Source organism: Bradyrhizobium sp. CCGUVB14 (assembly GCF_024199935.1).
In the GTDB taxonomy this organism is placed as follows: domain Bacteria; phylum Pseudomonadota; class Alphaproteobacteria; order Rhizobiales; family Xanthobacteraceae; genus Bradyrhizobium.
The window spans coordinates 4,013,415-4,040,147 of record NZ_JANADS010000001.1 but is presented as its reverse complement, the minus strand read 5'-3'; the positions used below and the strand labels follow the sequence as shown (position 1 = coordinate 4,040,147).

24 protein-coding genes and 1 riboswitch are annotated in these 26,733 nt (G+C 65.9%); of the genes, 4 read left to right on the top strand and 20 right to left on the bottom strand.

The genetic code is table 11. The features are described from left to right. Positions 1–13: 13 nt before the first annotated feature. Positions 14–1,354: an aspartate aminotransferase family protein gene (locus NLM32_RS18580; protein WP_254135352.1), complete on the top strand. Its 1,341-nt coding sequence runs from the start codon at positions 14–16 to the stop codon at positions 1,352–1,354. 4 nt (positions 1,355–1,358) lie between these two features. Here NLM32_RS18580 and NLM32_RS18575 read toward each other — a convergent pair whose 3' ends face one another. The 7 genes from NLM32_RS18575 to NLM32_RS18545 all read right to left on the bottom strand — a co-directional run bounded on the left by NLM32_RS18575 (position 1,359) and on the right by NLM32_RS18545 (position 9,529). Beyond that, a complete protein-coding gene (locus NLM32_RS18575; RefSeq protein WP_254130363.1) occupies positions 1,359–2,342 on the bottom strand; it encodes an ABC transporter ATP-binding protein in 984 nt (327 codons plus the stop codon). Further along, positions 2,339–3,328, bottom strand: a complete 990-nt coding sequence (locus NLM32_RS18570; protein WP_254130362.1) for an ABC transporter ATP-binding protein — start codon at positions 3,326–3,328, stop codon at positions 2,339–2,341. The genes NLM32_RS18575 and NLM32_RS18570 overlap by 4 nt, the downstream gene beginning before the upstream one ends. Positions 3,329–3,347: 19 nt before the next feature. Further along, positions 3,348–4,271, bottom strand: coding sequence for an ABC transporter permease (locus NLM32_RS18565; protein ID WP_254130361.1), 924 nt, complete (start codon positions 4,269–4,271; stop codon positions 3,348–3,350). After that, the gene (locus NLM32_RS18560; protein ID WP_254130360.1) at positions 4,268–5,209 is read right to left on the bottom strand and encodes an ABC transporter permease; all 942 of its coding nucleotides are present in this window, start codon (positions 5,207–5,209) and stop codon (positions 4,268–4,270) included. The genes NLM32_RS18565 and NLM32_RS18560 overlap by 4 nt, the downstream gene beginning before the upstream one ends. Positions 5,210–5,226: 17 nt before the next feature. Further along, positions 5,227–6,831 carry an ABC transporter substrate-binding protein gene (locus NLM32_RS18555; protein WP_254130359.1) on the bottom strand — a complete coding sequence of 535 codons (1,605 nt, stop codon included), beginning with the start codon at positions 6,829–6,831 and terminating at the stop codon, positions 5,227–5,229. Positions 6,832–7,069: 238 nt separating this feature from the next. Continuing rightward, the gene (gene hydA, locus NLM32_RS18550) at positions 7,070–8,539 is read right to left on the bottom strand and encodes a dihydropyrimidinase (RefSeq protein WP_254130358.1); all 1,470 of its coding nucleotides are present in this window, start codon (positions 8,537–8,539) and stop codon (positions 7,070–7,072) included. Between the two features lie 60 nt (positions 8,540–8,599). Further along, on the bottom strand, positions 8,600–9,529 hold the full coding sequence (locus NLM32_RS18545; protein ID WP_254130357.1) for an N-carbamoyl-D-amino-acid hydrolase: 930 nt from the start codon (positions 9,527–9,529) through the stop codon (positions 8,600–8,602). Positions 9,530–10,175: 646 nt separating this feature from the next. On the opposite strand from NLM32_RS18545, the gene NLM32_RS18540 reads away from it, so the two are divergent. Next, the gene (locus NLM32_RS18540; RefSeq protein WP_254130356.1) at positions 10,176–11,309 is read left to right on the top strand and encodes an MFS transporter; all 1,134 of its coding nucleotides are present in this window, start codon (positions 10,176–10,178) and stop codon (positions 11,307–11,309) included. Positions 11,310–11,331: 22 nt separating this feature from the next. Here the strand turns inward: NLM32_RS18540 and hydA (NLM32_RS18535) are convergent, their stop codons facing one another. From hydA (NLM32_RS18535) to NLM32_RS18520, 4 genes are all read right to left on the bottom strand, one after another. After that, on the bottom strand, positions 11,332–12,741 hold the full coding sequence (gene hydA / locus NLM32_RS18535) for a dihydropyrimidinase (protein WP_254130355.1): 1,410 nt from the start codon (positions 12,739–12,741) through the stop codon (positions 11,332–11,334). 11 nt (positions 12,742–12,752) lie between these two features. Then, positions 12,753–13,493 (bottom strand): aspartate/glutamate racemase family protein, encoded by a 741-nt coding sequence (locus tag NLM32_RS18530; protein ID WP_254130354.1) that lies wholly within the window; start codon positions 13,491–13,493, stop codon positions 12,753–12,755. Between the two features lie 128 nt (positions 13,494–13,621). After that, a complete protein-coding gene (locus NLM32_RS18525) occupies positions 13,622–15,055 on the bottom strand; it encodes a PepSY domain-containing protein (RefSeq protein ID WP_254130353.1) in 1,434 nt (477 codons plus the stop codon). A gap of 12 nt (positions 15,056–15,067) precedes the next feature. Then, a complete protein-coding gene (locus tag NLM32_RS18520) occupies positions 15,068–17,416 on the bottom strand; it encodes a TonB-dependent receptor domain-containing protein (protein ID WP_254130352.1) in 2,349 nt (782 codons plus the stop codon). A gap of 116 nt (positions 17,417–17,532) precedes the next feature. Beyond that, a riboswitch (cobalamin riboswitch) is annotated at positions 17,533–17,735 on the bottom strand. A 72-nt stretch (positions 17,736–17,807) separates the two neighbouring features. Between NLM32_RS18520 and NLM32_RS18515 the strand changes: the two genes are divergently transcribed. Next, positions 17,808–18,380: a histidine phosphatase family protein gene (locus tag NLM32_RS18515; RefSeq protein WP_254130351.1), complete on the top strand. Its 573-nt coding sequence runs from the start codon at positions 17,808–17,810 to the stop codon at positions 18,378–18,380. On the opposite strand, the gene cobT is transcribed toward NLM32_RS18515, so the two are convergent. The 7 genes from cobT to cbiT are packed head-to-tail and all read right to left on the bottom strand — an operon-like array spanning position 18,377 to position 24,549. Continuing rightward, on the bottom strand, positions 18,377–19,429 hold the full coding sequence (cobT, locus tag NLM32_RS18510) for a nicotinate-nucleotide--dimethylbenzimidazole phosphoribosyltransferase (RefSeq protein WP_254130350.1): 1,053 nt from the start codon (positions 19,427–19,429) through the stop codon (positions 18,377–18,379). The two genes, NLM32_RS18515 and cobT, sit on opposite strands and share 4 nt — an antisense overlap. A gap of 10 nt (positions 19,430–19,439) precedes the next feature. Further along, entirely contained in the window at positions 19,440–20,189 is a 750-nt protein-coding gene (gene cobF / locus NLM32_RS18505) for a precorrin-6A synthase (deacetylating) (protein WP_254130349.1), read from the bottom strand. Continuing rightward, positions 20,186–20,917 carry a uroporphyrinogen-III C-methyltransferase gene (gene cobA, locus NLM32_RS18500; RefSeq protein WP_254130348.1) on the bottom strand — a complete coding sequence of 244 codons (732 nt, stop codon included), beginning with the start codon at positions 20,915–20,917 and terminating at the stop codon, positions 20,186–20,188. Before cobA ends, cobF begins: the two co-directional genes overlap by 4 nt. Then, entirely contained in the window at positions 20,914–22,224 is a 1,311-nt protein-coding gene (locus NLM32_RS18495; protein WP_254130347.1) for a cobyrinate a,c-diamide synthase, read from the bottom strand. Before NLM32_RS18495 ends, cobA begins: the two co-directional genes overlap by 4 nt. Further along, the gene (cobM, locus tag NLM32_RS18490) at positions 22,224–23,006 is read right to left on the bottom strand and encodes a precorrin-4 C(11)-methyltransferase (RefSeq protein ID WP_254130346.1); all 783 of its coding nucleotides are present in this window, start codon (positions 23,004–23,006) and stop codon (positions 22,224–22,226) included. The genes NLM32_RS18495 and cobM overlap by 1 nt, the downstream gene beginning before the upstream one ends. Beyond that, positions 23,003–23,371 (bottom strand): cobalamin biosynthesis protein, encoded by a 369-nt coding sequence (locus tag NLM32_RS18485; protein WP_254130345.1) that lies wholly within the window; start codon positions 23,369–23,371, stop codon positions 23,003–23,005. The genes cobM and NLM32_RS18485 overlap by 4 nt, the downstream gene beginning before the upstream one ends. Further along, on the bottom strand, positions 23,368–24,549 hold the full coding sequence (gene cbiT / locus NLM32_RS18480; RefSeq protein WP_254130344.1) for a precorrin-6Y C5,15-methyltransferase (decarboxylating) subunit CbiT: 1,182 nt from the start codon (positions 24,547–24,549) through the stop codon (positions 23,368–23,370). Before cbiT ends, NLM32_RS18485 begins: the two co-directional genes overlap by 4 nt. Between cbiT and NLM32_RS18475 the strand changes: the two genes are divergently transcribed. Next, positions 24,548–25,294 carry a cobalt-precorrin-6A reductase gene (locus tag NLM32_RS18475; protein WP_254130343.1) on the top strand — a complete coding sequence of 249 codons (747 nt, stop codon included), beginning with the start codon at positions 24,548–24,550 and terminating at the stop codon, positions 25,292–25,294. The genes cbiT and NLM32_RS18475 overlap by 2 nt on opposite strands. Here the strand turns inward: NLM32_RS18475 and cobJ are convergent. Together cobJ and NLM32_RS18465 are read right to left on the bottom strand one after the other, a co-directional pair. Continuing rightward, the gene (gene cobJ / locus NLM32_RS18470; RefSeq protein WP_254130342.1) at positions 25,270–26,004 is read right to left on the bottom strand and encodes a precorrin-3B C(17)-methyltransferase; all 735 of its coding nucleotides are present in this window, start codon (positions 26,002–26,004) and stop codon (positions 25,270–25,272) included. The genes NLM32_RS18475 and cobJ overlap by 25 nt on opposite strands. Beyond that, on the bottom strand, positions 26,001–26,732 hold the full coding sequence (locus NLM32_RS18465) for a precorrin-2 C(20)-methyltransferase (RefSeq protein ID WP_254130341.1): 732 nt from the start codon (positions 26,730–26,732) through the stop codon (positions 26,001–26,003). The genes cobJ and NLM32_RS18465 overlap by 4 nt, the downstream gene beginning before the upstream one ends. Position 26,733: the final 1 nt, after the last annotated feature.

Here is a 26,733-nt window from a genome sequence, read left to right as displayed (position 1 = left end):
AGTTGTCATGACCATGAGTGCCCTCGCCTCCTCCAACAGCCCCCTCACCCGCGAGGCCATGGAGCCGTTCTGGCTGCCGATGACGCCGAACCGGCAATTCAAGGCGAAGCCGCGCATCTTCGTCGGCGCTGAAGGCATGCATTACGTCACCGATGACGGCCGGCGGATTCTTGACGGTATGGCCGGGCTGTGGTGCGTCAACGCAGGGCACGGACAACGGAGGATCGTCGAGGCGATCCAGGCGCAAGCCGCAAAACTCGACTTCGTCTCCTCGTTCCAGATGAGCCATCCGGCGGCCTTCGAGCTCGCGCGCCGCATCACCGAGATCGCCCCGGCAGGGCTCGACCATGTCTTCTTCACCAATTCCGGCTCGGAATCGGTCGACACCGCGCTGAAGATCGCGCGCGGCTATCACCGTGCCCGCGGCGAGGCCGGCCGCATCCGCTTCATCTCGCGCGCGAAGGCCTATCACGGCATGGGTTGGGGCGGCCTCTCCGTCAGCGGCATCGTGCGCCACCGCAGGGATTTCGGTCCGCTACTGCCGGAGGTCGACCACCTCCCGCATACGCATGATCCGGAGCATGCCGCCTTCTCGCGCGGACAGCCGCAATGGGGCGCACATTTTGCCGACGAACTCGCAAGGCTCTTGCAGCTCCATGATCCCAGCACCGTTGCCGCCGTCATCGTCGAGCCCGTCACCGGCTCGGGCGGCGTGCTACCACCGCCCGTCGGCTATCTCGAACGGTTGCGAGAAATCTGCGACCAGCACGGCATTCTCCTGATCTTCGACGAGGTCATCACCGGCTTCGGCCGTCTGGGTGCCGCCTTCGGGGCCAATGCGTTCGGTGTGACGCCCGATCTCATCACCTGCGCCAAGGGCATGACCAACGCCGCCGTGCCGATGGGCGGCGTCATCACCAGCGGCAAGGTCTATGACGCGCTAATGCAGGGGCCGGACAACACGATCGAGCTGTTCCACGGCTACACCTATTCGGCCCATCCGCTCGCCTGCGCGGCCGGTCTCGCCGCGCTCGACGTGTACCAGGATCTCGGCCTGTTCGAGCGCGCGCACCGCCTCGCGCCGGCGTGGGAGAACCATGCGCATGGCTTGCGCGACCTGCCCCATGTCGTCGACATCCGCAACATCGGCTTGCTGGCCGCAATCGACCTGAAGCCGCGCGAGAGCGCGCCGGGTGCGCGCGGCGCCGAATGCGCAGGCCGCTGCTATGAGGACGGGATCCTGATCCGCAGCAGCGGCGACACCCTGCTGATCTCGCCGCCCCTGATCATCACCGAGGAGCAGATCGGCGACATCTTTGCCGCCATCCGCCGGGCGCTGGGCAGTATCGACTAGCTCTTCATCCCGCCGGCAGCGCATCGAGGTGGCACGCCACCCATTGCTCGCCTTCAGTGGAGCGAAGCTGCGGCTCCTCTGTCCGGCAGCGATCAAACACGTACGGGCAGCGGGTGTGAAAACGGCACCCGCTCGGCGGATTGATCGGGCTTGGCACGTCGCCACCGAGGATGATGGGATTGCGCTGGGCGCCCGGCTCCGGCAGCGGGACCGCCGAGAGCAAGGCCTTGGTGTAGGGATGCCGTGGTGCCGCAAAGATCTCCCGGCGCGGCGCAACCTCGACGATCTTGCCGAGATACATCACCGCGACGCGGTGGGTCATGTGCTCGACGATCGCGAGATCGTGGCTGATGAAGAGCAATGCCAGCCCGAACTCGCGCTGAAGATCCTGCAACAAATTGACGATCTGCGCCTTGACCGAGACGTCGAGCGCCGAGACCGCCTCGTCGCAGACGATCAGCTCCGGCTCGGCTGCGAGCGCCCGCGCGATGCCGATGCGCTGACGCTGGCCGCCGGAGAATTCGTGCGGTCTCCGGTTGAGCGCTTCCCGCGGCAGCCGCACCGTGTCCATCAGCGCCGTCACGCGCGTCTCGAGATCGGCCGCCGATTTGGCGAGGCCGAAATTGCGGATCGGCTCGGCCAGGATGTCGCGCACGCGCATGCGCGGATTGAGGCTCGAGAACGGATCCTGGAACACCACCTGCATGCGTTGCCGCAGCTGACGCATCGTGCTCGGATGCGCGTCGTCGATACGCTGACCGTCGAGGATCACCTGGCCGGATGTCACGTCGAACAGCCGCAGGATGGCGCGGCCGACCGTCGACTTGCCGCAGCCGGACTCGCCGACCAGCGACAGGGTCTCGCCGCGCGCAATCTCGAACGACACGCCGTCGACGGCGTAGACATATTCGGTTTGTCGCCCGAACAGGCCCTTGTTGATCGGGAAATGCTTCTTGAGGTCGTTGACCTGGAGCAGCGGAGGGCTCATGCCGCGATGGCTCCCTTGGCCGCGTAATGGCAGGCGGCGATGTGGCGTGGCCCCTTTTCCTCGAGCCCCGGCGCGTATTGCCGGCAGAGATCGGTTGCAAGCGCGCAGCGGCCGGCGAAGACGCAGCCGGTGATCGGCTTGCGCAGATCGGGCACCTGCCCGGGAATTTCGGCGAGCCGCGTCGCCGTACCGGCGAGAGAGGATCCGAGCTTCGGCACCGCACCGAGGAGGCCTTGCGTGTAGGGATGGCGCGGTGAACGAAACAGCTCGGCCACCGGTGCCTCCTCCACCTTGCGGCCGGCATACATGACCATGACCCGTTCGGCGATCTCGGCGACCACGCCGAGATCGTGGGTGATCAGAATGATCGCCGCGCCGACGCGGCGTTTCAAATCGAGCATCAGCTTCAGGATCTGCGCCTGGATGGTGACGTCGAGTGCGGTCGTCGGCTCGTCCGCGATCAGAAGCTTGGGATTGCAGGCAAGCGCGATCGCGATCATCACGCGCTGGCGCATGCCGCCGGAGAGCTGGTGCGGGTATTCGCGCACGCGTCGCCTCGGCTCGGGAATGCCGACGAGCGTCAGCATTTCGATCGCGTGCGCCTCGGCGGCCTGCTGGTCCAGACCCTGATGGATCATCAGCGTCTCGCGGATCTGGCGACCGACCGTCAGCACCGGATTGAGGCTCGTCATCGGCTCCTGAAAGATCATCGAGATATCGTTGCCCCGGATCGCGCGCATCTCGCGATCCGAGAGCTTTAGGAGATCCTTGCCCGCGAAGCGAATGGCGCCCGCGATCCTGCCCGGTGGCTCGGGGATCAGCCGCATCAGGGACATCGAGGTCACCGACTTGCCGCAGCCGGACTCGCCGACGATGGCGAGCGTCTCGCCTTCGTTGACATGGAACGACACGCCATCGACCGCGCGGTTGATGCCGCTGGGGGTACGAAAGTGGGTTTGAAGGTTTTCGACTTCGAGCAACGCCATCGCCATCAGCTCCGCAGCATCACAGGCTCTTGGCCATGCGCGGATCGAGCGCATCGCGAAGACCATCGCCGAGCAGGTTGACGGCGAGCACGGTGACGGACAGGAACGCCGCCGGGAAAAACACGATGTAGGGCTTGACCTGCCACAGGGCGCGGCCCTCGGCCATGATGTTGCCCCAGGACGGTATGGTCGGCGGCGTGCCGGCGCCGATAAACGACAGGATCGCCTCGGTGATCATGGCGCTGGCGCAGATATAGGTCGCCTGCACCAGCATCGGCGCCAGCGTGTTGGGCAGGATATGGCGCAGGATGATCATCGGCGTGCGCGTGCCGCAGGCCACCGCGGCATCGACATAGGGCTGCTCGCGCAGCGACAGCACCACGCTGCGGACCAGGCGCGAGACACGTGGGATCTCTGCAATGGTGATCGCCAGAATGACGTTACCGACGCTGCCGCGCGTCAAGGCCATCAGCGCGATCGCCAGCAGGATCGGCGGGATCGACATCAACCCGTCCATGAAACGCATCAAGATGCCGTCGGCCCAGCGGATGAAGCCGGAGACGATGCCGATGGCGAGCCCGGCGGCCGAGGCAAGCACCGCCACCGAGAGGCCGACCGTGAGCGAAACCCGCGCACCGAACAGCACGCGCGAATAGATATCGCGGCCAAGCACGTCGGTGCCGAACCAGAAAGCGGCAGACGGGGCGCGCGTGCGCTTGGCTGGTGCGAGCGCAGTCGGATCGACCGTCCAGAGATAGGGCGCGAACACCGCAATCAGGATCAGCGCGAGCAGCAGCGCACCACCGATCGCGACCGTTGGATGGCCACGCAGGAAGCCGAGGAAACCGCGCCGGATCCTCACCGGCCGAAGGATGTCGGGCAGTTGCGGTGCGAGGACGAGGCCGGCAGGAAGCGACTGCGGACTAACGGTCGTATCGGTCAATAGCGGATCCTCGGGTCAACGAGCGTGTAGGTGACGTCGATCATCAGATTGACGAGGACGTAGACGAAGCTGAACAGCAGCACGATACCCTGGATGACGGGGTAGTCGCGCCGCAGGATCGCATCGATCGTGAGCCGGCCGAGACCGGGGATCGCGAACACGCTTTCCGTCACGACCGCGCCGCCGATCAGGAGCGCGATGCCGATCCCGATCACGGTCACGATCGGCACCGCCGCGTTCTTGAGTGCGTGAATGAACAGGATGCCACCCTGCCCCATCCCCTTGGCGCGTGCGGTGCGGATATAGTCCTGCTGCAGGACTTCGAGCATGGTCGCGCGGGTGATGCGTGCGACCAGCGCGATGTAGACACAGCCGAGCGCGATCGCCGGCAGGATCAGGTTTTGCAGCCACGGCCAAAAACCCTCCGTGAGCGGCGTGTAGCCCTGCACCGGAAGCCATTCGAGCTCCAGCGCGAAGACATAGGCCAGGACATAGCCGACGACGAAGACCGGCAACGAGAAGCCAAACACCGCGAACGCCATGATGGCGCGATCGATGAAGCTTCCCGCCTTCCATGCCGCGAGCACCCCCAGCGGCACCGCGACCACGATTGTGAGCAGCAGCGTGACGGTCATCAGCGACAGCGTCGGTCCGAGACGCTGCCCGATCATCGCGGACACCGGCAAGTTGGTGAAGATCGAAGTGCCGAGATCACCGTGCAGGATGCGCCAGACCCAGCTTCCGAACTGGACCAGGAAGGGACGGTCGAGGCCGAGGCCCTGGCGGATGCGCTCCACATCCTCCGGGCTTGCCTGGTCGCCCGCAATCACCACGGCGGGATCCCCCGGCGCGATATAGAGCAGGCTGAACACGAACAATGCGACAATCGCCATCACCGGCAAGGTGGAGACGATGCGCCGGAGGATATAGGAGAGCATCTGGCCTCAGCGCAGGATCATGCGGACTTCGACACGCCCCAGAACAAGGGCACAGGTCCCTTGGCAACGCCGGAGACGTTCTTGCGCCACGCGGTGTAGCCCAGGAAGAAGCCGGTCGGCGCGTAGACGACGTCATCCATCGCCGCCTTGTTGAGACGACCGATGGCGGCCTTCTCCTCGTCGAGGTTCTTGGCCTCGAACCACGAGCTGACTTCCTTTTCGGTGCCCGCGCTGGTGGGCCAGCCGAACCAGGCCTTGTCGCCGGTGGCGCGAATGGCCGTGTAGGGCGCCGGATTGACGCAATCCGCGCCCGCATGCCAGGTGTGGAACATGTTCCAGCCGCCCTGTCCCGGCGGCGTCTTCACCGCACGACGCGCGCCGACCGTGCCCCAATCGGTCGCGACGAAGTCGACGTTCATGCCAAGCTGCTTCAGGAGGTCCGCGGTCACGTCGCCCATGGCCTTGGTGATCGGCTGGTCCTGCGCGACGAGGCAGGTCACCGGTTGGCCGGAATAGCCGCTCTCGGCGAGCAGCTTCTTGGCAGCACTGAGGTCGCGCTTGCCCTTCAGGATATCGCCACCCACTTCGGTGTAGAGCGGTGTATCCGGCGTGAAGAAGCTGGGCAGCGACTTCCACAGCGAATTGTCGTCGCCGACGATTGCACGCATGTAGTCTTCCTGGCTCATCGCCATCAGCACCGCGCGCCGCGCCTTGACGTCGTTGAAGGGCGGATACAGGAAATTCATGCGGAACGAGCCGATATTGCCGAGGGGGTCGCCGATATCGACGCTGATGTTCTTGTTCTTCTTCAGAACCGGGACCAGATCGGCGATCGGGTTCTCCCACCAGTCGATCTCGCCATTCTGCAGCGCGGCCGCCGCGGTTGCCGGATCAGGCATGATGATCCACTCGACGCGATCGATCATCACCTGCTTGCCGCCGGCCAGCCAGGATGGCTTCTCCTGCCGCGGCACATAGTCCGCGAATTTCTCGAACACGGCTTTCGCGCCGGGGACCCACTCGCCCTTGACGAACTTCAGCGGACCGGAACCGATATAATCCGTGATCTGCTTGAACGGGTCGGTCTGCGCGATGCGCTCCGGCATGATGAAGGCAACCGGCGCGTTGTTCTTGCCGAGCGCGAACAGCAGTTTCGGGAAAGGCTGCTTCAGCACCCATTTGAAGGTGCGGTCGTCGACGGCCGTGAGCGCCTGCTCGTTCGCCTTGATCATCAGACCCATCGGATCGCGCGCCGCCCAGCGATTGAGGCTTGCAACAACGTCCTTGCTCAGCACCGGCTCGCCGTCATGGAATTTGAGCCCCGACCGCAGCTTGAACGTCCAGGTCGTGCCGTCGTCGGTCACCTCCTCGGACTCGACCATCTGCCGCTGCGGCTGGAACGAGGAATCGATGCCGTAGAGCGTGTCCCAGACCATCGCGGCCGCGTTGCGCACGACGTATTGGGTGCCCCAGATGGGGTCGAAATTGGCGAGATTGGCCTGCGGCACGAAACGCAGGGTCCGGGCCGAAGCGCCTTGCGCGATCGCCGGCGCCGAGATGCCCCCCGACAATGCCAGACCGCCCGCGCCAGCCAGTCCCTTCAATACGGTCCTGCGATCCATGAATTCCTCCCAGTAATGCCGTGATGCCGGCCGTTCATTGGCCAAGGGCAGGTGAAACAGAGCCCATTAGCGTGCAAATGGTATGCCAGTAACCGCGTGTCCGCCAGCCGGTTCTCATCGACTTTTGGCCCGTCGCTGCGCAGCAGCACGGACGAGACCGCGCCAGGACGGCGCGAGCTCCTGGTCCGTTCGAGGAGCACCCAAGACGACGATCTTCATCGCGCCCCCGGGTCCGCGATCACAGCAGTCTTGCTCCGAAATTCCGCTCGGGATCCATGTCCGCCACGAGCCGGCCGGTCGGCTTTGCCGCCTCGCCGCCGCTCCGCGCCAGGAATTTACCGCTACCCGCGCTGGCGAGACACTTGTCGCCGTCGACGATCACGCGGCCGCGCGAGAGCACCGACACCGGCCATCCCTTCAGCTTGCGGCCCGCAAACGGCGTGTAGCCGGCAAGATCGTGCATCATCTCGTCCGCGATGACTGTCTCGCGATTGGGATCCCAGATCGCGATATCGGCATCCGCGCCGATCGCAATCGAGCCCTTGCGCGGATGCAAATTGTAGATCTTCGCAGGTGCCGTCGCGGTCAGCTCGACGAACTTTTCAAGGCCGAGCCGCCCCTTCGACACCATCGCGTCGAACAGCAGCGGCAGCCGCAGCTCCAGTCCCGGCAGGCCGTTCGCGACCTGCTTGAAATTCGGATTGGGGCCGGCGCGCAGCTTGCCGGTCTCATCGTAACGATACGGCGCGTGGTCCGAAGAGATCGTCTGGAGATCGCCGAGCGACAGCGCCTGCCACAGCGCCTCCTGGTCCGAATGCGTGCGCGGCGGCGGGCTGCACATCCACTTGGCTCCCTCCACGCCAGGCTTGTCGAGATCGTTGGCCGTGAGGAACAGATATTGCGGACAAGTCTCCGCGAAAACCTTCAGCCCCTGCCCACGTGACTCGCGGATCACCTTCGCGCCCTCGGCGGTCGAGACATGGAAGATCATGATTGGCTGGTCAATCAGCGCCGCCATGCCGATCAGCCGTGTGAAGGCCTCGGCTTCCGACACACGCGCGTGGCTAACGGCGTGGTACTTCGGCATGGTGTAGCCGCGCGCAAGCAGCCGTTTGACCATCCAGGCGATGATGCCGTGGTTCTCCGCATGGGCGCACAGCATCGCGCCGGACTGGCGAGCCGCGAGAAGAATGTCGAGCAGCGGCTCGTCATCGACCTTGAGCCGGTCGTAAGTCATGAAGATCTTGATCGACGCGTGGCCCTGCTTCACCAGCGCGGGAATATGCTCTTCGACCGTCTCCCTGGTCGCATCCGCAACGATCATGTGAAAGGCGTAGTCGATCACGGCGCCCTTCCTGGCGAGCGCGTGATAGTCCTCGACCACTTGCGGCAACTTCATCCCGACATGCTGGGCCGCAAACGGGATCACCGTGGTGGTGCCGCCGAAGGCCGCCGACACCGTCGCGCTCTCGAACGTGTCGGCATTCATGATGCCGGCGGCAGACAGCTGCTCGATATGCGCGTGGCTGTCGACGCCGCCTGGCAGCACCAGCTTGCCGCGTGCGTCGATCTCGCGCTTGGCCGGCGGAAGCCCGCGGCCGATGGCCGCAATGGTCTCGCCGGAGATGGCGACATCCGCCTCGAACACATCGGTGGTGGTGGCGACGCGGCCGCCGCGGATGATCAGATCGTAAGTGGGTTCAGTCATGAGGCACTCCGTGATAGGCCTGAGCGAAATGATTGCCGGTTTGCAGAGCGACCATCGGCATCATTTCTCCGGCGGCACCGCACCGGTACGGCTGGTGATCAGGCCGTAATGCTCGATGCGGCGGTGCTGTGCAAAGTTGAAGATCGTGGTTTTGCCGAAGGCGGTGGCATCGAGATCGCACGGATAGACCAGGAGCTCGTCCTCTTCGGTCCTCGCTTCGGCAACGATCTCGCCGTTGGGATCGACGATCAGACTGCCGCCAAACAATGCGTGGCCGTCCTCGACGCCCGCCTTGGCCACCGCGACCACCCAGGTCGCGTTCTGATACGCGCCGGCCTGCACGGAGAGGCGATTATGAAACAGGCGCTTCTCGACGCCCTCTTCGCTTCGCTCCGCATTCACCGACGGCGTGTTGTAACCGATCAGCACCATCTCGACGCCTTGCAAGCCCATGACGCGATAGGTCTCCGGCCAGCGGCGGTCATTGCAGATCGCCATGCCGATGATGCCGCCCAGCTCGCGCCAGACGTTGAAGCCGAGATCGCCCGGCTCGAAATAGCGCTTCTCCAGATGCTGGTGCGACCGATGCGTCTCATATTCCACATGGCCTGGCAGATGGACCTTGCGGTATTTCCCGACGATCTTGCCGGCCTTGTCGGTCAGAACGGCCGTGTTGAAGTGGCGGCCGTCGGGCGTCAGCTCGGCATAGCCGAAATTCATCGCCATCTGGTGCTGCGCGGCGCGCTCGAACAGCGGCCTGGTCGCTGCGTTCGGCATTTCACGCTCGAACCAGCTGTCAAAGTCGGCGCGGTCCTCCGCGTACCAGCGCGGGAAGAACGTCGTCAGCGCCAATTCCGGATAGACGATCAGATCCGCGCCTTTTGCTTTCGCCTCGTCCATCAGCGCGATCATGCGCTTGACCACCGCCTCGCGGCTGTCGGCCTTCTGAATCGGACCCATCTGGGCGGCGGCAACTGTGACGATACGCATCAGCGATGTCCTGATTTCTTGACGACTTTTTTGGCGAGGCTGGCGATCGCAGCTTCAATGGCGGGTCGGCGCGCGCAGCATAACGCGGCCCCGCGCCGTTTTTCCACCCAAGCAGCTTTCGTGCCGTTCTGTCACATCGTCCCTCCTGCTCGGCGGCCGTATTGCCCGTGAAGTGGGCACGCGAATGTGGGAAGCCCACGCGAGAAACGTGCGGCGCACCACGGATTTTTCGGCGCAAATCGTCACATCCGCTGCACTGCAATCGGAGTCCTTGGAATCGTCTGTATAATTTGCAGGCGTCAAGCGGCCGTGCGGGGTCGCCGGATGCCTACGAGCTATGCACAGCGGTCAGCTCAGCCCCCCGGTTCTACGCCCCATCGCCAAAATGCTCCGCAAAGTTACGACCACCGATTTTGGATGGATCGGGACGGGCGACATAGCGATAAATCCGAATTTCGGTAAATTGGAATACTCTGAGTGCGCGGAGCGGCCACGCTCGCAGCGACGGCGCGCGGAACGACATCAAGATGATATAATTCGTCAACGCGCTGCGACGGCGGAACTCTGGCATTCGCTCCTGGTTGATGGTCTAAGCACCCACCCTCCCCGCGATCGCGCGCTTCGTTCTCCTCCCGGAGTTTCACCGATGACTTCAGCCGACCGGCCGGCGACGCGGCTCGCCACGCGCCTCTCGTTCCTGGTCGCCGGCTTCGGGCTCGCCTGCTGGGCGCCGCTGGTGCCGTTCGCGAAGGAGCGGCTCGCGGTTGATGACGCGGTCCTAGGCTTGCTGCTGCTCAGCCTCGGCATCGGCTCGGTGGTCGCGATGCTCGCAACCGGCATCTTGAGCGCACACTACGGCACCAAGCCTATCATCATCGGCGGCGGAATCGGCCTCGCCCTGGTCTTGCCGCTGTTGGTCATCGCCGGTACGCCCATGACATTGGCGCTGGCGCTCCTCGCCTTCGGCGCGGCGCTCGGCTCCATCGACGTCGCCATGAACATCCATGCCGTCGAGGTCGAACGCGCGGCGAACGAGCCGCTGATGTCGGGCTTTCATGCGCTCTTCAGTATTGGCGGATTTGCCGGATCCGCGGTGATGACGGCTCTGTTGTCGGTTCATCTCGGACCGCTCGCAAGCGCGTTGATCTGCTCCGTGCTGATGCTGATCGCGATGGCACTCGCCGCGCCGCGCCTGCTGCGCCGAGCACAGGCGCAGGAGGGACCGCTGTTCGTGCTGCCGCATGGCATCGTGCTGTTGTTGGCGCTGCTGGCCGCCATCACCTTCCTGATCGAAGGCGCGATGCTCGACTGGGGCGCGCTGCTCGTCATCGGCACGGGCCTCGTCAGCGAGGCGCAGGGCGGGATCGGCTACATCGTGTTCTCGATCGCAATGACCGTCGGCCGGCTCGGCGGTGACGTCGTCGTCGCACGCATCGGCGATCGCACCACGCTGGTCGGAGGAAGCCTGCTTGCCGTCGCGGGCCTCGCCGTGCTGTTGCTCGCGCCGAGCAAGGCCATTGCCATCGCCGGTTTCCTGCTCATCGGCCTCGGCGCCTCGAACCTCGTGCCGATATTGTTCCGCGGTGCGGCGACGCAGACCGCGATGCCCACGGGGCTCGCAGTGGCGTCGATCACCACCGCCGGCTATGCCGGTGTTCTGCTTGGCCCCGCCGGCATCGGTTTTATCGCCCACGCCGCCGGACTCCCGATGGCGTTCTGGATGCTCGCTGCACTGATGTGTGTCGTCACGCTGTCGGCGCGCGCCGTGACCACAAAATAGCACAGCGCGCGACCGCCTGCCGTCACACGAGGCTGGACTTGCCACGGCTCAGGATCTCGCCCGCGCCCTTGCCGCCGACGATCCTGCCCTGCGCGTACACCACCCGCCCGCGTGCGATCGTCGTGACCGGCCAGCCGGTGACATCAAAACCCTCCCAGGGCGTGTAGTCGGAGCCGTGATGCAGGTCGGCCTGCCGAATCGGCTTCGTGAGCTTCGGGTCCCACAACACGATGTCGGCGTCGAAGCCTACACCGATCGAGCCCTTCCGCGGATAGAGGCCGTAGATGCGCGCGTGGTTGGTCGCGGTCAGATCGACGAACTTCTGCAGCGTGATACGTCCCTTCGAGACGCCCTCGGAAAACAAGATCGGCAGCCGTGTCTCGACGCCGGGGATGCCGTTCGGCACCCAGCGAAACGAGGTGCGGGCATTCGGCGTCAGCTTGCCCTTGGGATCGTCGTAGCGGAATGGGCAGTGGTCGGACGAAAAGGTCTGGAATACGCCCGACGTGATGCCTTCCCAGATCGCCTGCTGGCTCTCGACATCGCGCGGCGGCGGCGAGCACACGTATTTCGCGCCCGTGATGTCCATGTTCAGCCCCTTCATGTCGTCGGCCGTCAGCGTGATGTATTGCGGGCAGGTCTCCGCATGCACCGGCAGGCCGCGCTGCTGGGCCCACCGGATCTGCTCCATCGCCTCGCGCCCCGAGACATGAACGATCATGATGGGAACGCCGATCACCTCGGCGTGGCTGATGGCGCGATGCGTCGCCTCGCGTTCGACGGCCTGGGGTCGCGAAGTGCCGTGATAATAGGGCGCGATGTGGCCTTCTCGTTCGAGCTTGGCGGTGAGGAAACGAATGGCGTCGTAGCCCTCGCAATGGACCATGACGAGCGCCTCCTCGCGGCGCGCGACATCGAACACTTCGAGCAGCTGCTTGTCGTTGAGTACGAGGTCATCATAGGTCATGAAGACCTTGAACGAGGTGTAGCCGTCCTTGACCAGCGCCGGCAGCTCCTGCCCAAGCACGACGGCGGTCGGGTCGGAGATGATGAGGTGGAAGGCGGTGTCGATGTAGCACTCGCCTTCCGCGAGCTTGCGGTAGTTTTCGACGCAGGTGCGCAGCGACGTCCCTTTCTCCTGGAGCGCAAAGGGCAACACCATGGTGTTGCCGCCGGCCGCGGCTGCCCGTGTCGCCGAGGCAAAATCGTCGGCCATCACGACGTCGGGGCCCTGGGCCTGCGAGATGTGGACGTGGCTGTCGATGCCGCCCGGCAGCGCCAGCAATCCCGACGCGTCGATTTCGCGCGCCGCACCTTCGAGATGATCGGCAATGGCGACGATCCGGCCATCGCGAATGCCGATATCGGCGCGAAACTCGTCGCTGGCCGTCACGATGGTGCCGCCGCGAATGGCGAGATCGAGCTGCGTCACAGGTGTCTCCGTCACTTCATCATTGCTGAGGTCTGGAATATCCGTCCCCACGGCGCAAGCGCTGCGATGTCGCCGCCGGCGAGGCTGAGGCTTCGCCACAACGTGACCGCAACGGAGTCGAGCACGGCAATATCGAGCTCCCGTTCGAGCGGAGCCGCAAGCGCGGCGCCATCGAGGTTGGTGCAGAGGATGACGATTGCGTCGGCGCCCTCCGCCGCCACGGCGCGGATCATGTCGGCGATCGTCGCGGGCGCGACCTCGCCGAAGGAGAAATTGTCGCGCAGGCCGAGGTGCCGCTCGGCATGCGGCGCAATGCCCTCTTCGGCCCAGACATCGGCGATGCGCCGCTGCACGTCATCGGTATAGGGCGAGACCAGACCGACACGTTTGGCGCGAAATGCGCGGGCGGCATCGATGCAGGCGAGCGTCGAGGTCGTCGCCGGCACGCTGGTGCGCGCCGCGATGGCCTGGCAAAGGCTCCTGTCGCGACCGATGCCGAGCCAGCTCGCCGACGTACCGTTCCAGGCAATCGCGTCGACCTTGGCATCGGCCAGCAGGTCGGCGGCCGGCAGCATCACCGAGGCATCGAACTGGCTCAGCGCTGCTGCGTCGAGCGCGATCTCGGTGACGCGGAAACGGGAGAAGTGCACGGTAATGCCGTCAACGCCGTGCAGCATGGCGCAGGTCGCAGGCTCCAGCACCGAATTGGAGGACGGCGTGATCATCCCGAGACGCTTGCGCAGGACTGACATCGATCGCGATTACTCCGTTGCCACGACGCGCGCGGCTGCGCCCCCCCCGGAAAGGATCATCCTCGGCCCTTGGCGCCTGCGCAACCCGCAATTTTTGCAGGCTGCATGTCATCTGTTCGCCAGGCGTTTCAGGCGGTAAAGGTTGCCCGCAAACGCCGCCAGCCGATCACGACGCCGGTGACGGAAAACACCAGGCCAAGCGCGCAAAGCCCGACGATCAGGACATCGCGCAGGCGCGGATGCGCCATGACGACCGGGAAATCGAACGTGTGCAGCGCGGTGTAGGCCCAGCGATAGGCTCGCCGCGAGGCGTCCAGCCGTTGCAACACGCTGCCGTCGGCGCCGTCGATGTCGAACCAGAGATCACCGCAGCGGGAACGGTAGATGGGCGCGCCGGGAACGATGGACTGCGCGGGATAGTCATCGTGATCGGCGACAAGGAACGCCGCGCCGCAGTCGGCCGCCAGGCGTGTCGTCAGGCTGAGAACGTCCTGCTCATCAAGGAACGCCATCTTCCGATCGCGGGCTGGCTCGCCGCCCTTCATCAAGGTCTGACTGTCAAGGCCGGTCCGGTCGCGCCGAAACACCGCTCCGTTGAAAGCAAACCATTCGACTTCGCGGACCGATGGCAACAAGCGCCGCAGATCAACGGATGGAGCCGTGCGCCAGTCGGGCACGGCATTTGTCACGGCAGCCTCCGCCGGGGTCAACTGCCCGCGCGAAAACAGCCGGCCGTGATCCATCGAGAGCCAGCCACTGAAAATCCAGGTCAGCACGAAAACGGTCGAGACGAGCCCGATGATATGATGCAGGGCGTGCCAGCCGCGATAAGGCGACGAGATCCGGCGGCCTTGAATCCTGATCCTGACGACACCGAGCACCGCCCCCAGCACCGCCGCGATCAAGGCCACCAGCGACAGTGTCGAGACGACCTGGTCCCACAGCGGCCAATTGCTCCTGAGAACCGTCGGATAGATCCAGTGCACGACACTGCCGACCCAATTCCATCCACGCTCGCCGCGGCTCGTATCCAGCACGACTTCGCCGGTGCGCGACGAGACATAGATCTCGGTCCCGGCCGCATCGCGGAGAGCTATGCGGAACAGGGGCCGGTGGCGATCGAAACCGTTCGGCACGCTCCATTGGTCGTAATCAGCACGCGCAGCTATCCCGGCCCGCGCGGCATCGAGCCCGCGGCTGCGGGCATGGTCTTGCGCAATGGCGAGCGCGAGATCGGGAAATTCCACCGATGCGTCCGTCCCGTCTGACGCATGGACCGCCCGCACGCGCGATGGACCCGACACGACGTAGACCGGCCCGTCGCTGCGCCGGATCAGGCGAACGCGGGTGGCGTCACTTATCCCGCTGGCTACTACTGCGTCGGCAACCGGAATGATCGACGCTCCGCCCTGAACCGGCGCAAGCCCAGTGAAGCGTTCCGCTTCCGTCAACGACGGAAACGGAACGAAGTGCATCACGATTCCGCTCGCGAACCACATCGCAAACAGGAGGCAGAACGCGATCCCGAGCCAGCGGTGCAGGAGGACGATCGCGCCCATCATGTGGTCAGCGCCCTACCATTTGAACGCCGCGGAGATTTCGTAGGTCCGCGGTGCGCCCAGCAGGATCTGGTCGGGATAAAACGGGTCGCCCCAGATCGCGTAGCGCTTGTCGGTGAAGTTGCGCACCCGGAAAGTCAGGCGGGCCTGGTCGACGGCGTTGAAGACCGTCTTGGGGATATCGACGAAGGCGTAGACATCACCGACCGTGTAGGCATTCATGGTCACGGTGTTGGCGTCGGTGTTGTAGCGGTCGCCGACATGGCGGCCGGTGATGCCGACCTCCACCGGCCACGGCGTGAAGAAGCGCCAGGACGCACCGGCATTGGCGACGATGCGCGGCACGTTCGGCGGCGTGTTGCCCGAGAATGAGCCGCCGGCGAAATCGTAATCGGCATAGCGCGCATCGACATAGGCGATGTTGCCCCAGAGCCGCAACGGCTCGATCGGACGGATCGCGCCGGCAAGCTCAACACCTTTCGATTCCTGCCGCCCGGCGATGTTGAGCGTCTGGCCGCCGGCTGCCACATAGACGTTCTTGCGCACGATGTCGTAGGCCGAGAACGACCACTCCGCCCTGTTGTCCCACAACACGTGCTTGACGCCGGTCTCATAGGTGCGCGCGGTCGTGAGATCCAGGTTCTGGGTGGGCAAGAGCAGGAAGATGTTGTTGGCCGCGATGTCGGCGCCGGTGGCGTACTGACTGAAGAAGGTCAGGCCGGGCACGGCATCCCAAGTGTAGCCGATGCGGCCGGTGACGGGCGCCCATGATTTCGAGAACGGAAAGGCTGCATTCTCCAGACCGAACTGGTCGGTCGAGTTACGATCGAGCCCGATATGTTCGACGCGCAGGCCGCCGATCAACGAGAAGGTCCGCGTCAACTTCAGCCGGTCCTCGAACGACAGCGCCTCGTTGTCGATGCGCGCGGTCTGCTGCTTGGTCAGGAGCGTGCCGTAGAAGCCGCGATCGGGATCGACCAGCGAGACGAAATCATTCGGAAAAGTTGCGGAACCCGGCCTGACGAAGTCGAGATAGCTCGACGACAGCGTCGTGACCATGCGATTGTCGAAGCCCGCGATATTGGCGTCCCAGACCAGGTCGGTGATGTTACCGACGAGGCGCTGGCTGTGCGCAACATAGAAGCGTTCGCGATAAACTTGGTTGTTTGTGGAATCAAACGCCTCGACCTCGTTATTGAACCAGCTGCGCTCGGCGCCGTAACCATAGGCCTGGCTCTTCAGCGTCAGGTCAGGCGCCAGTTTCAACTCGAAACCGCCGCGCAGCCACACTTCCTGTGCGACGTTGCGATTGTCGAGAACGTTGTAGTTGGTGTTGAAGGTGCGATCGTCGATCGTAATAGCCCCGAGGTCAGTCCTGTTGAAGTAGCTCCCGGAGACGATGCCGCTCGTCGCATGCGAGCCGCTGAAGGCCGTCGACACCAGCGGCGCGCCCCAATAGGCTTTTGAGCGGTCCTCGCGGTACTCGATCGCGCCCCACACCTTGAGGCTGTCGGAGATCCGGTAGTTGAGCTGGCCGGAGACGTCGAGCGTCCTCGTGTTGGTGTCGTCGGCAAAGCCGTTGAGCGAGGAGCGGCTGATGTCGAAGCGATAGTCCAGCCCCTGGACGTTGGTGCTGCCACCGGAGCCGTAATGCGCGCGGAACGAGTTCAGGGAGTCATAGGAGAAGTCTGCTTCGTTCTGGATCGGCCCGGTGTGCGGCTGCTTGGTGACGAAGTTGATGGCGCCGCCGGCGGCGCCCTCACCGGAGATCAGCGACGCCGGACCTTTCAGAAATTCGACAGCTTCGAGATTGGCCGTATCCATGACCCGCGAGGTCATGTTCTGCGGGCCGATCTTGATGCCGTTGTAGAGCGTGTTGATCTGGCTGTTGGTGAAGCCGCGCATCGAGAAGGCCGACGGCTCGGACGGATTGTCGCCGGCGGTGACGCCAACCGCGCCCTGGGCGACGTCGGAGACGGTGCGGTAGCCCTGCTCGCGGATCGTCTCGGCCGAGATCACCTCGACGGTCGCTGGGGTCTCGCGCACGGTCAGGCCGAGACGCGAGGCGCTCTCGGCGACCGCATTGCTGTTGAGCGGTGTCGGCACTGTGGCGTTCGGCACGACCGGCTTTGGCGCGGCCGCTGCCGCGGCGGGCCTGCGTGCGGCCGTGCGGCGTGCGCTTGCCGCGTCCCGGCCGCCCGGCTTGGCCTGCTGACGGGATTGCGGCGGCGAAACCTCCACCGCAGGCAGGGGCTCGCGAGCCTGCTGCGCCAAGGCAGATGACATGTCGGTGGCGGCAAAACATGTGAGAGCGGCGGACGCCAGCAGGAAATGGCGTGGTCGTACAATACGGATGGAAGACACGGTCTTGGACCTCGGTGTGACGTCAGTGGCACGTCACCGCGAACCAAGGTCCCATCTTCCGGCTGATAAGCCCTCCGATGAAGCCGAATGTCTGTACTCCCCGACCGACATCTTCGCGTGTGACCACGGCTGACGGCAGGTCTCCTGGCTCGCGGGTCGTGACCGCTTCGTCGCCTTCCCGGGACCGAGGACCCAGTGGCTTGTGACGAAGGATTCACCGCTTACAGTTGCGGGGGCAGCTACGGCATTGGGGACCATGTCCCCGCACCGCATTCCCTTTTCATCCCCTCTCGGGGAAACCGTCAAAGTCATCTAGGGTTACGATCAAGACAGAGTCAATGTACAAGCTGCGGCGTTATTGCCACAGCGACCAACTTCTTTGGAGATAGGCATGGAAGGCGAGACCTTCCTCTGGCTGATCCGGCATGCGCCGGTCGAGGGCGTCAAAGGGACGATCCACGCCGCCGACGCGCCTGCCGATCTCGGCGATCGCGTGCAGCTCGAGAAGCTGCGACGGTGCTTGCCACGGGATGCGGCGTGCTATGCAAGCCCTTCGCGACGCACGGTCGAGACGGCGCGCGCGCTGGGGCTTCAGCCTGACCTGCTGCCCGAATTCGGCGAGCAGGATTTCGGCGACTGGACCGGCCGGCGCCATGACGAGCTCGCAGCGAACGGCGGCGAGGCCTATGCGCAGTTCTGGAGCGATCCGGCGCGCGGACGGCCGCCCGGCGGCGAGAGCTTTGAAGAACAAGTCGCGCGCGTGCGGTTGGGCCTTGCGCGGATCGGCGCTGGTCAGGCAGCGCTGATCGTGCATTCCGGCACCATCCGCGCCGCGTTGTGCATCGCGCTGGATCTGACGCCGCACGCGGCCTTGCGCTTCGTCGTCGATCCGCTGTCGCTGACCCGGATCGACCGGCTCGCGACCGGCTGGCGCGTCGTCTCCGTCAATCAGCGCGTGGCCTAGGACGGCCGGTCCGGGACATTGGCCTGTGCGAACGTCGCCATGTCGTTGTGAAGGCTACAGGCCGAGCGCACCAGCGGCAGCGCGATCGCAGCGCCCGATCCCTCGCCAAGCCTGAGATCGAGGCTGATCAGCGGCTGTACGTTCAGCGCGCGCAGCACCAGCCGGTGCCCCTGCTCCGCCGATTGATGCGAGGGGAGCAGGAACGGCTGACACGATGGATTGAGCCGCACCGCTGCGAGTGCTGCGACCGACACGATAAAACCGTCGATCAGCACGGGAATGCGCGCCTGCGCAGCTGCTATGATTGCGCCCGAGATCGCCGCGATCTCGAGGCCACCGACGGCGCACAGGATCTTCTCGGGCGCCGCACCCGCAACACTATGACGCGCGATCGCCGCATCGATCACCCGCGCTTTGTGCGCACGGCCCGCCGCATCCACGCCGGTGCCGTGGCCCGCAATTTCCTCGGCAGCGACGCCGAGCAGGCTCGCGGCGATCGCCGCTGAGGTCGTGGTGTTGCCGATACCCATCTCGCCGAAGATCAGGAGATCGGGCTGATCGGCCTTCGCCCGCGCCACTGCGCGCTGTCCCGCCTCGAAGGCGAACGCCAGCTCCGCCGGCGTGAGCGCAGCTTCGACGCTGAAATCGCGCGTGCCAGGGCGTGGCTTGTCCGTGACGATATCGGGCACCGCCTCTTGCGCCAGCGTTCCGGCGTCGACCACTTCGAGGCTCGAACCGAGCTCGCGCGCCATCACCGAGATCGCGGCGCCGCCCGAAGCAAAATTCGCCATCATCGCGATGGTGACGGCCTGCGGATAGGCCGACACGCCCTGCGCGACGATGCCGTGATCGCCGGCAAAGATGATGATCGGCACGCGCGCGGCGCGAGGGCGTTCAGTCGCCTGCAAGCCGGCAAGCTCGATCGCAAGCTGCTCGAGCCGCCCAAGCGCGCCGGTCGGCTTTGTCAGTTGTGTCTGTCGCGCGATCGCCGCATCGCGATGCGCGACGGAGATCTCGGGGCATTTCCGGGTGACCCATTCAGGGAGCATGCTGCCTCGCTTACGGCCTGCGCTTGAGAATGTAATTGTCCATGATCCAGCCATGCCGCTCGCGCGCTTCGTGTCGTGCGGCGACGATGCGCGGGCCGACCTCGGTGAGCCGGCCGGACATGATGATCTGATCGGCCATGCCGAGATAGGCGCCCCACCAGATGTGAAGTCCGGCCGGATCGAGCGACTGGAACGCCGTGCCGCCGTCGAGCATCACGACGATCGTGTCGACGCCCACCGGCCAGCCGCCTTCACGCAAGCGGCGTCCCGTCGTGACCAGAAACGGCTCGCCGATGTCGTTGAGCGGCAGCGCATGCGCCGCGCACAGCGTCTGGATCGAGGTGATGCCGGGCACGACCTCGATTTCTGGCAACGGATTGAGCCGCCGCGCGATGCGCAGCGAGGAATCGTACAGCGAGGGATCGCCCCAGATCAGCAGCGCGACCTTGCCGTCTCCGCCGAGATGATCAGCGATCGACCGCGACCAGGCCGCAGCGACCGCGTCGTGCCAATCGTCCACGCCCTTGCGGTAGTCGGCCTCACCGGCGTCGCGCACGGGCAGATCGAACTCGGCGATACGCGTGGTGCCGTTGGCGAGTACATCCGCGCAGATGGTCCGCCTGAGATCGGCGAGATCGGATTTTGCCGTCCCCTTGCGCGGGATCAGGACGAGATCGGCGGCGTTGATCGCGCCAATCGCAGCGCGCGTGAGCTGTCCGGGATCGCCGCAACCGATGCCGATCAGGGAGAGCGTCATCATGACGATCCGTCCTCCGCCAGCGCGCCGAACATGATCACGGCTGCCGTGGAAGCAGCACCGCCGCGCGCGAGCTGCTCGGCAAGCTCGGCAATCGTGGTGCGCACCAGCCGCTCGTCGGCGCGGCCGAGGGACTCGGCGAACAGCGCCGGCGTATCGGGCGAGAGCCCGTGCTCGATCAATTTCGCGACCAGCGCCGGAAAGGTGCGCCGGCCCATATAGACCACGGTCGTCGCATCAGGATCGGCCAGCGCCGCCCAGTTCAAATTCTGCGGCAGCTCGCCGGTGACGTCGGCCCCGGTGACGAACTGCACCCGGCGCGAGGTGTGGCGACGGGTCAGGGGAATCCCGGCTTGCGCCGCGGCGACGCAGGCCGAGGTGACGCCGGGAACGATCTCATAGCCGATGCCGGCCTCGCGCAGCGTCTCCAGCTCCTCCTCGAGCCGGCCAAAAATGCCGGCATCGCCAGACTTCAGCCGGACCACGCGCACGCCGGTGGCGGCATAGTCCACGAGCAGGCGATTGACGTGATGCTGTTTTGTCGACGGCCGCCCTGCCCGTTTCCCGACCGCGACGAGATTGGCGCCCGGGCGCGCCAGATCGAGGATCGCGCCCGAGGCGAGATCGTCATAGAGCACGACGTCGGCCTCGCGCAGCCGCGCGGCGCCCTTGAGCGTGAGAAGCTCGGGGTCGCCGGGGCCGGCGGAGATAAAGGAGACGAAGCCGCTCACCGGTCCTCCGCGATCAGATGGAAGAAGGTGCCAGTCGCGTGGTCCCGCCGCGAGCCGGTCTCGGCGATGACGGCGCCTGTCGCATCATGCACGACCGCCAGCGGCGTATCGGGCTGGGCGATGATCGTCGAGTAGTGGAATTCATGACCGCGCAGGCGCGCTCCAACCTGATGGCCCGGCATGGGCGCCGCGAGCGCGGCAAGACGATAGCCGAGATGCATGCGGCGCTTGGCAAAGCTCGTCTCCAGTCCGAGCAGGCCCGTCATCTCATGACGGATACCGTCGGCATCGGTCAAGGCAGTCCCCAGCACCATATACCCCCCGCATTCGCCGTGCACGGGTCGTGTCTCGGCGAAGGCGCGCAGGCCGCTGCGGAAGCGCGCGTTGGCGGCGATCTTGCCGGCATGAAGCTCGGGATAGCCGCCGGGCAGCCAGCACACGTCGGCGTTGGCGTCGGGCACTTCGTCGGCGAGCGGCGAGAAGGTCGAGATCTCCGCGCCTGCCGCGCGCCAGGCTTCCAGCATATGCGGATAGACGAAAGAAAACGCGGCATCGCGGGCCAAGGCAATGCGCTGGCCGGGCGGCGTCACGTTCAGGCCGTTCGCCGCTGGTTGCACGGACGACGCGGCTGCGGCTCGCAGCACCGCATCGAGATCGACGTGCCCCGAGACAAAGCGCGCGGCCTCGTCGATCAGTTTTCCGATCTCGGCCTGCTCCTCGGCCTGAACCAGGCCGAGATGCCGCTTCGGCAGGCTGATCTCGGCATGGCGCGGCAGCGCGCCGAACACGGCGATGCCGACGTCATTGAGCGCGCGCCGCACAAGATCCTCGTGGCGCGGGCTGGCAACGCGATTAAGCACCACGCCGGCAAGGCGCACGCCGGGGCGGTAGTCACGCAGGCCCGCGGCAATCGCCGCGGCTGTTTGCGCCTGTCCGGAGGGATCGATCACGAGCACCACCGGCCAGCCCAGCATCTCCGCGATGTCGGCGGTGGCGCCGGTGCCGGAAATACCGCGCGTGGCGACGCCGTCGAACAGGCCCATCGAGCCCTCGGTGAGCACGATGTCGGCATCAGTGCCGCGGCTGATGAGATGCGCGATACTGGCGCAATCCATCGCCCAGCTATCGACATTGACCGAGGCGCGCCCCGTGGCGGCGGCATGGAAGGCGGGATCGATATAGTCAGGCCCGCTCTTGAAGCACTGCACGCGTAATCCGCGATTGCGCCAGGCGCGCGCCAGCGCCAGCGTCAGCGTGGTCTTGCCGACGCCGGAGGCCGGCGCGGAGATGACGAGACCCGCCGGCATCACGACGCCTCCGGAAAACGCGGCTCAGTGCCGACAGGGCGATAGCGGCGGTCGTAGTCGGCGGCATAGAGACGACTCTCGTCGAAATCCGCCGCACCAATCGTCTTGCCCACCAGGATGAGCGCGGTGCGCTCCATCTCGACGCCGACGGCCGCGTCGAGCGTCGCCAGCGTAGCGCGAACAATGCGCTGATCCGGCCAGCTCGCGCGCCAGACGATCGCGACCGGGCAATCCGTGCCGTAATGCGGCGTCAGCTCGGCGACGACCTTGTCGAGCAGATGAATCGACAGATGAATGGCCAGCACTGCGCCGGTCGCCGCAAAGGCAGCGAGTTTCTCGCCCTCGGGCATCGCGCTGGCGCGGCCCGGTGTGCGCGTCAGCACCACCGTCTGGGCAAGACCGGGCAATGTCAGCTCGGCCTCGATAGCCGCTGCGGCCGCCGAGAACGACGGCACACCGGGTGTCACCGTAAAGGGGATGCCGAGCGCGCGCAGGCGGCGAAGCTGCTCGCCCATCGCTGACCAGATCGAGAGATCGCCGGAATGCAGCCGCGCGACGTCCTTGCCCTCCGCATGCGCGGCTGTGATCTCCGCGATGATCTCGTCGAGCGACAGAGGCGCGGTGTTGACGATGCGCGCACCGCTCGGGCAATGCGCCAGCACGCCCTCGGGCACCAGCGAGCCCGCATAGAGGCAGACCGGACAGGACGCGATGAGATCGCGCCCCCGCAAGGTGAGAAGATCGGCGGCGCCCGGCCCGGCGCCGATGAAATGCACCGTCATGGACCGTCTCCTTCCGCGATCGCCGCGGTCGCGGTGCGATCCTGCGAGACCGCGCGCGGTGCGATGAGCCGCGCGCGTGGGCCGGCGGCGGCGAGCGCTGCCGCTTCGGCGACCGATCCCGTGCCGAACCTTTCGGCAACCAGCGACGACTGCGTCGGCGTCGCGATACCGGCCAGCATGTCGGTAGCGATGGCCTTGATTGGAACGCCACACTCGTGCGCGAGCAATTTCAGTGCCTCTGCGTCGGCCTTGTCGCTGACGGTTGCCACGGCCGCGAGGCCATCGGCACCGCCCGCCGCCGCAAGCGCATCGCGTAACGAGGCGAGCGTAACATCTTTTTTGAATCCGAGCCCGGCGACCTTCATCGGACCGCACTCCACTGCACCACCGGCCGCACGGCCTCCCAGGAGCGATAGCGGCCGAGCGCAGCGGCATGCGCAATCTCGACCCGCATCAGCTCGCCACCATGCTGCTGATGCAGCTCGCCGAGCAGCGCTTCCGTCTCCAGCGTCACGGCATGCGCGACCAGCCGCGCACCCCGCGCAAGCCGCGACCACACCACGTCGAACATCGCACGATCGAGACCGCCACCGACGAAGACGGCGTCGGGCACATCCAACGTTGCGAGCGCTTCCGGCGCCTGTCCCGTGACGACGGTGATCCGATGCACCAATCCAAACGTCGCCGCATTGCTGCGGATGTTCGCGACGCGACCCTCTCGGACCTCAACGGCGATCGCAGTTCCCCCGCACAGCGCCCACTCCACCGAGATCGAGCCGGAGCCGGCGCCGATGTCCCACAGGCGCTCACCGGAACGCGGCGCCAGGGCCGAGAGCGCGAGCGCGCGCACCGGCCGCTTGGTGATCTGGCCGTCGTGAACGAAGAGATCGTCTGACAGTCCGGAGCTGCGGGGAATGCCCTGCCCGCCCCTTGCCTCGACGGCGACCGCGACCAGGTTTCCAACAACATCACCAGCGAAGTTGTCCGCACGATGCTCCGCAATACTTTCGCGCGGACCGCCGAGCGCTGCGAGGCTCCAGAATGTCGAGGCGCCCCATCCGCGACCGCTCAGCCATCTTGCAAGATCGCCGGCGGCCTTGCCGTCGCGCACGAGACAAATGATCCGCGCGTCCGGCACGAGATGCGGCACGAGACGCTCGAATGGCGCAGCATGAAGCCCGAGACAGACAACGGATTCGAGCCGCCAGCCGAGCCGCGCGGCGGCGTGCGAGAAGGTCGATGGTGCGGGGTACGCAATCCATTCACCGGCCGCCAACTTCTCGGCGAGGCCCGCGCCGGCGCCATGCCAGAACGGATCGCCGGAAGCCAGCACCGCCGTCGGCCGGCCGCGGCAGCTCAGCACGATGTCAGCATCGAACGGCACCGGCCAGGCGCGGCCGCGGTCGCCGACATCTGCGAGCGCGAGATGACGGTCGCCGCCGAACACGGTTTCCGCGCTAGCCAGCGCCTTTCGACTTGCATCGGACAGCCCGGCAAGGCCATCTTCGCCGATACCGATGATGGTCAGCCAGGGATCAACCATGATGCGCGCCCTTATTCTGGGCGGAATTGCCGATGCGAGCCTGCTCGCCGCCGAGATCGCGCGCGCGGGGATTGACGCCGTGTATTCCTACGGCGGCCGTACGCGGGTGCCTGCCGATCAGCCGCTGCCGACCCGCATCGGCGGCTTCGGCGGCGTGAGCGGGCTTGCCGATTACATCAGGCGCGAAACCATCACGCATGTGATCGACGCGACGCATCCGTTCGCAGCCGAGATGAGCCGCAATGCCGTTGAGGCGTGTGCGAACACCGGCACGCCGTTGATCGCGCTCGAGCGCGCGCCCTGGACCAGAAGGCCTGGTGACAACTGGATTGAAGTCGGCGACGTCGCCGCCGCGGCCGCTGCCCTGCCCGAAGCGCCCGCACACGTGTTCCTCGCCATCGGCCGTCAGCACATCGCGCCGTTCGCGGCGAAGCCGCGACACGCCTACACGCTGCGCTTCGTCGATCCGCCCGAAGCGCCGCTGCCCTTCACTGCCGATGTACTCGTGTCGCGCGGGCCGTTCACACTCGACGGCGAGCTCGACATGATGCGCAAGCGCGGCATCGATTGGGTCGTCGCCCGCAATTCCGGCGGTGACGGCGCGCACGCCAAGATCGATGCCGCCCGCAGGCTCGGACTGCCCGTGATCATGATCTCGCGACCAACGCTGCCGAAGCGGCTGCGGGTGGAGAGCGTCGCTGAAGTGATGCAGTGGCTCGGTCATGGCGACTGCCTCGGCGCATAGACCCAACGACCGACACGGCGCGTCTGCGAATTTCCGACGATGACGAGCGTGCGCATGTCGGCCATCTCGGGCGTTGCGTCGTTCAGCGCCACCGTCACGATCGTCTCGTCGGCTGCGCTGATCGCGCGTGCGAAAATCACCAGCCGCTCGCCACAGCCGGCCTCCTTCAACACCGCGAGCGCGCGGCCAAATCCTTCCGACCGGCTCGCCGAGCGCGGATTGTACAGCGCAATCGAAAAATCAGCTTCGGCGGCAAGCCGCAGGCGCTGCTCGATCAAGGCCCATGGCTTGAGATTGTCGGAGAGATTGATCGCGCAGAAATCGTGACCGAGCGGCGCACCGGCGCGCGCTGCTGCGGCCAGCATCGCGGTGATCCCCGGCAGCACACGGATCGGCAGCTCCCGATATTGCGGCGCCTGCTCGAGCGCTTCGAACACGGCGGAGGCCATCGCAAAGACGCCGGGGTCGCCGGAGGACACGACGACAACCTGTCCGCCTGCGGCGGCAAGCCGCAGAGCCTCGGCTGCCCGCTGCAGCTCTTCGCGATTGTCGGACGGATGTAGAGAGAGCCCGGCGCGCGGCGGAACGCGCGCGACATAGGGCGCGTAACCCAGAATATCCGTCGCGGCGGCGAGCGCGGCGGAAACCTCCGGCGTCACCAGTGCATCACTGCCCGGCCCGAGGCCCGCAATGGTCAGCGTTCCCGTCATTCGGCAGCGTCCGGATGCCGGCCTTTGCCGTGCACGAGAACGATCGCGAAGTACGGACAATCGGCGGCATCGATCTCGACGAGCCGCGCGACGCGTTCGCCCGGCATGGTGCCGCGCTCGACCAGCCAGGCATCATCGAGCCGGCCGGCGGACGCGAGCGCGCGGCGCACCTTTGCGAGATTGCGGCCGGTCTTCATGATCACGAGCGCGTCGGAATCGCGCATGCGCCTTTCGAGCTCGGCCTCGGGAAGCGTGCCCATCAGCACCGTCGTCACGTCGTCGCCAAGCGCGATCGGTTGTCCCACCCCGTTCCAGCAGCCGACCATGCCGGGAATGCCGGCGATCACCTCGATATCGATGCGGCCCTGCAGGCGCGTGTGCAGATGCATGAAGGAGCCGTAGAAATAGGGATCGCCCTCGCAGAGCACGACGACATCGACGGCGCGGGCCAGTCGCGCGAGGCGTTCGGCCCATTCGTCGTAAAAGTCGGCCAGCAGCTGGGCGTAGTCCGGGCTGTCGAAGGCGATCTCGGTCGTGACCGGATATTCCATGGGATATTCGGTGACATCGGTCGCCAGCATGCCCTCGACGATGCGCCGCGCCTGACCCGGCCGGCCCTTCTTGCGGAAATAGGCGACGTGCTTCGCGCCGCGCACGGTGCGATCGGCGCGCACGCTCATCAGATCGGGATCGCCCGGGCCGAGACCGCAGCAGATGATGCGTCCCATC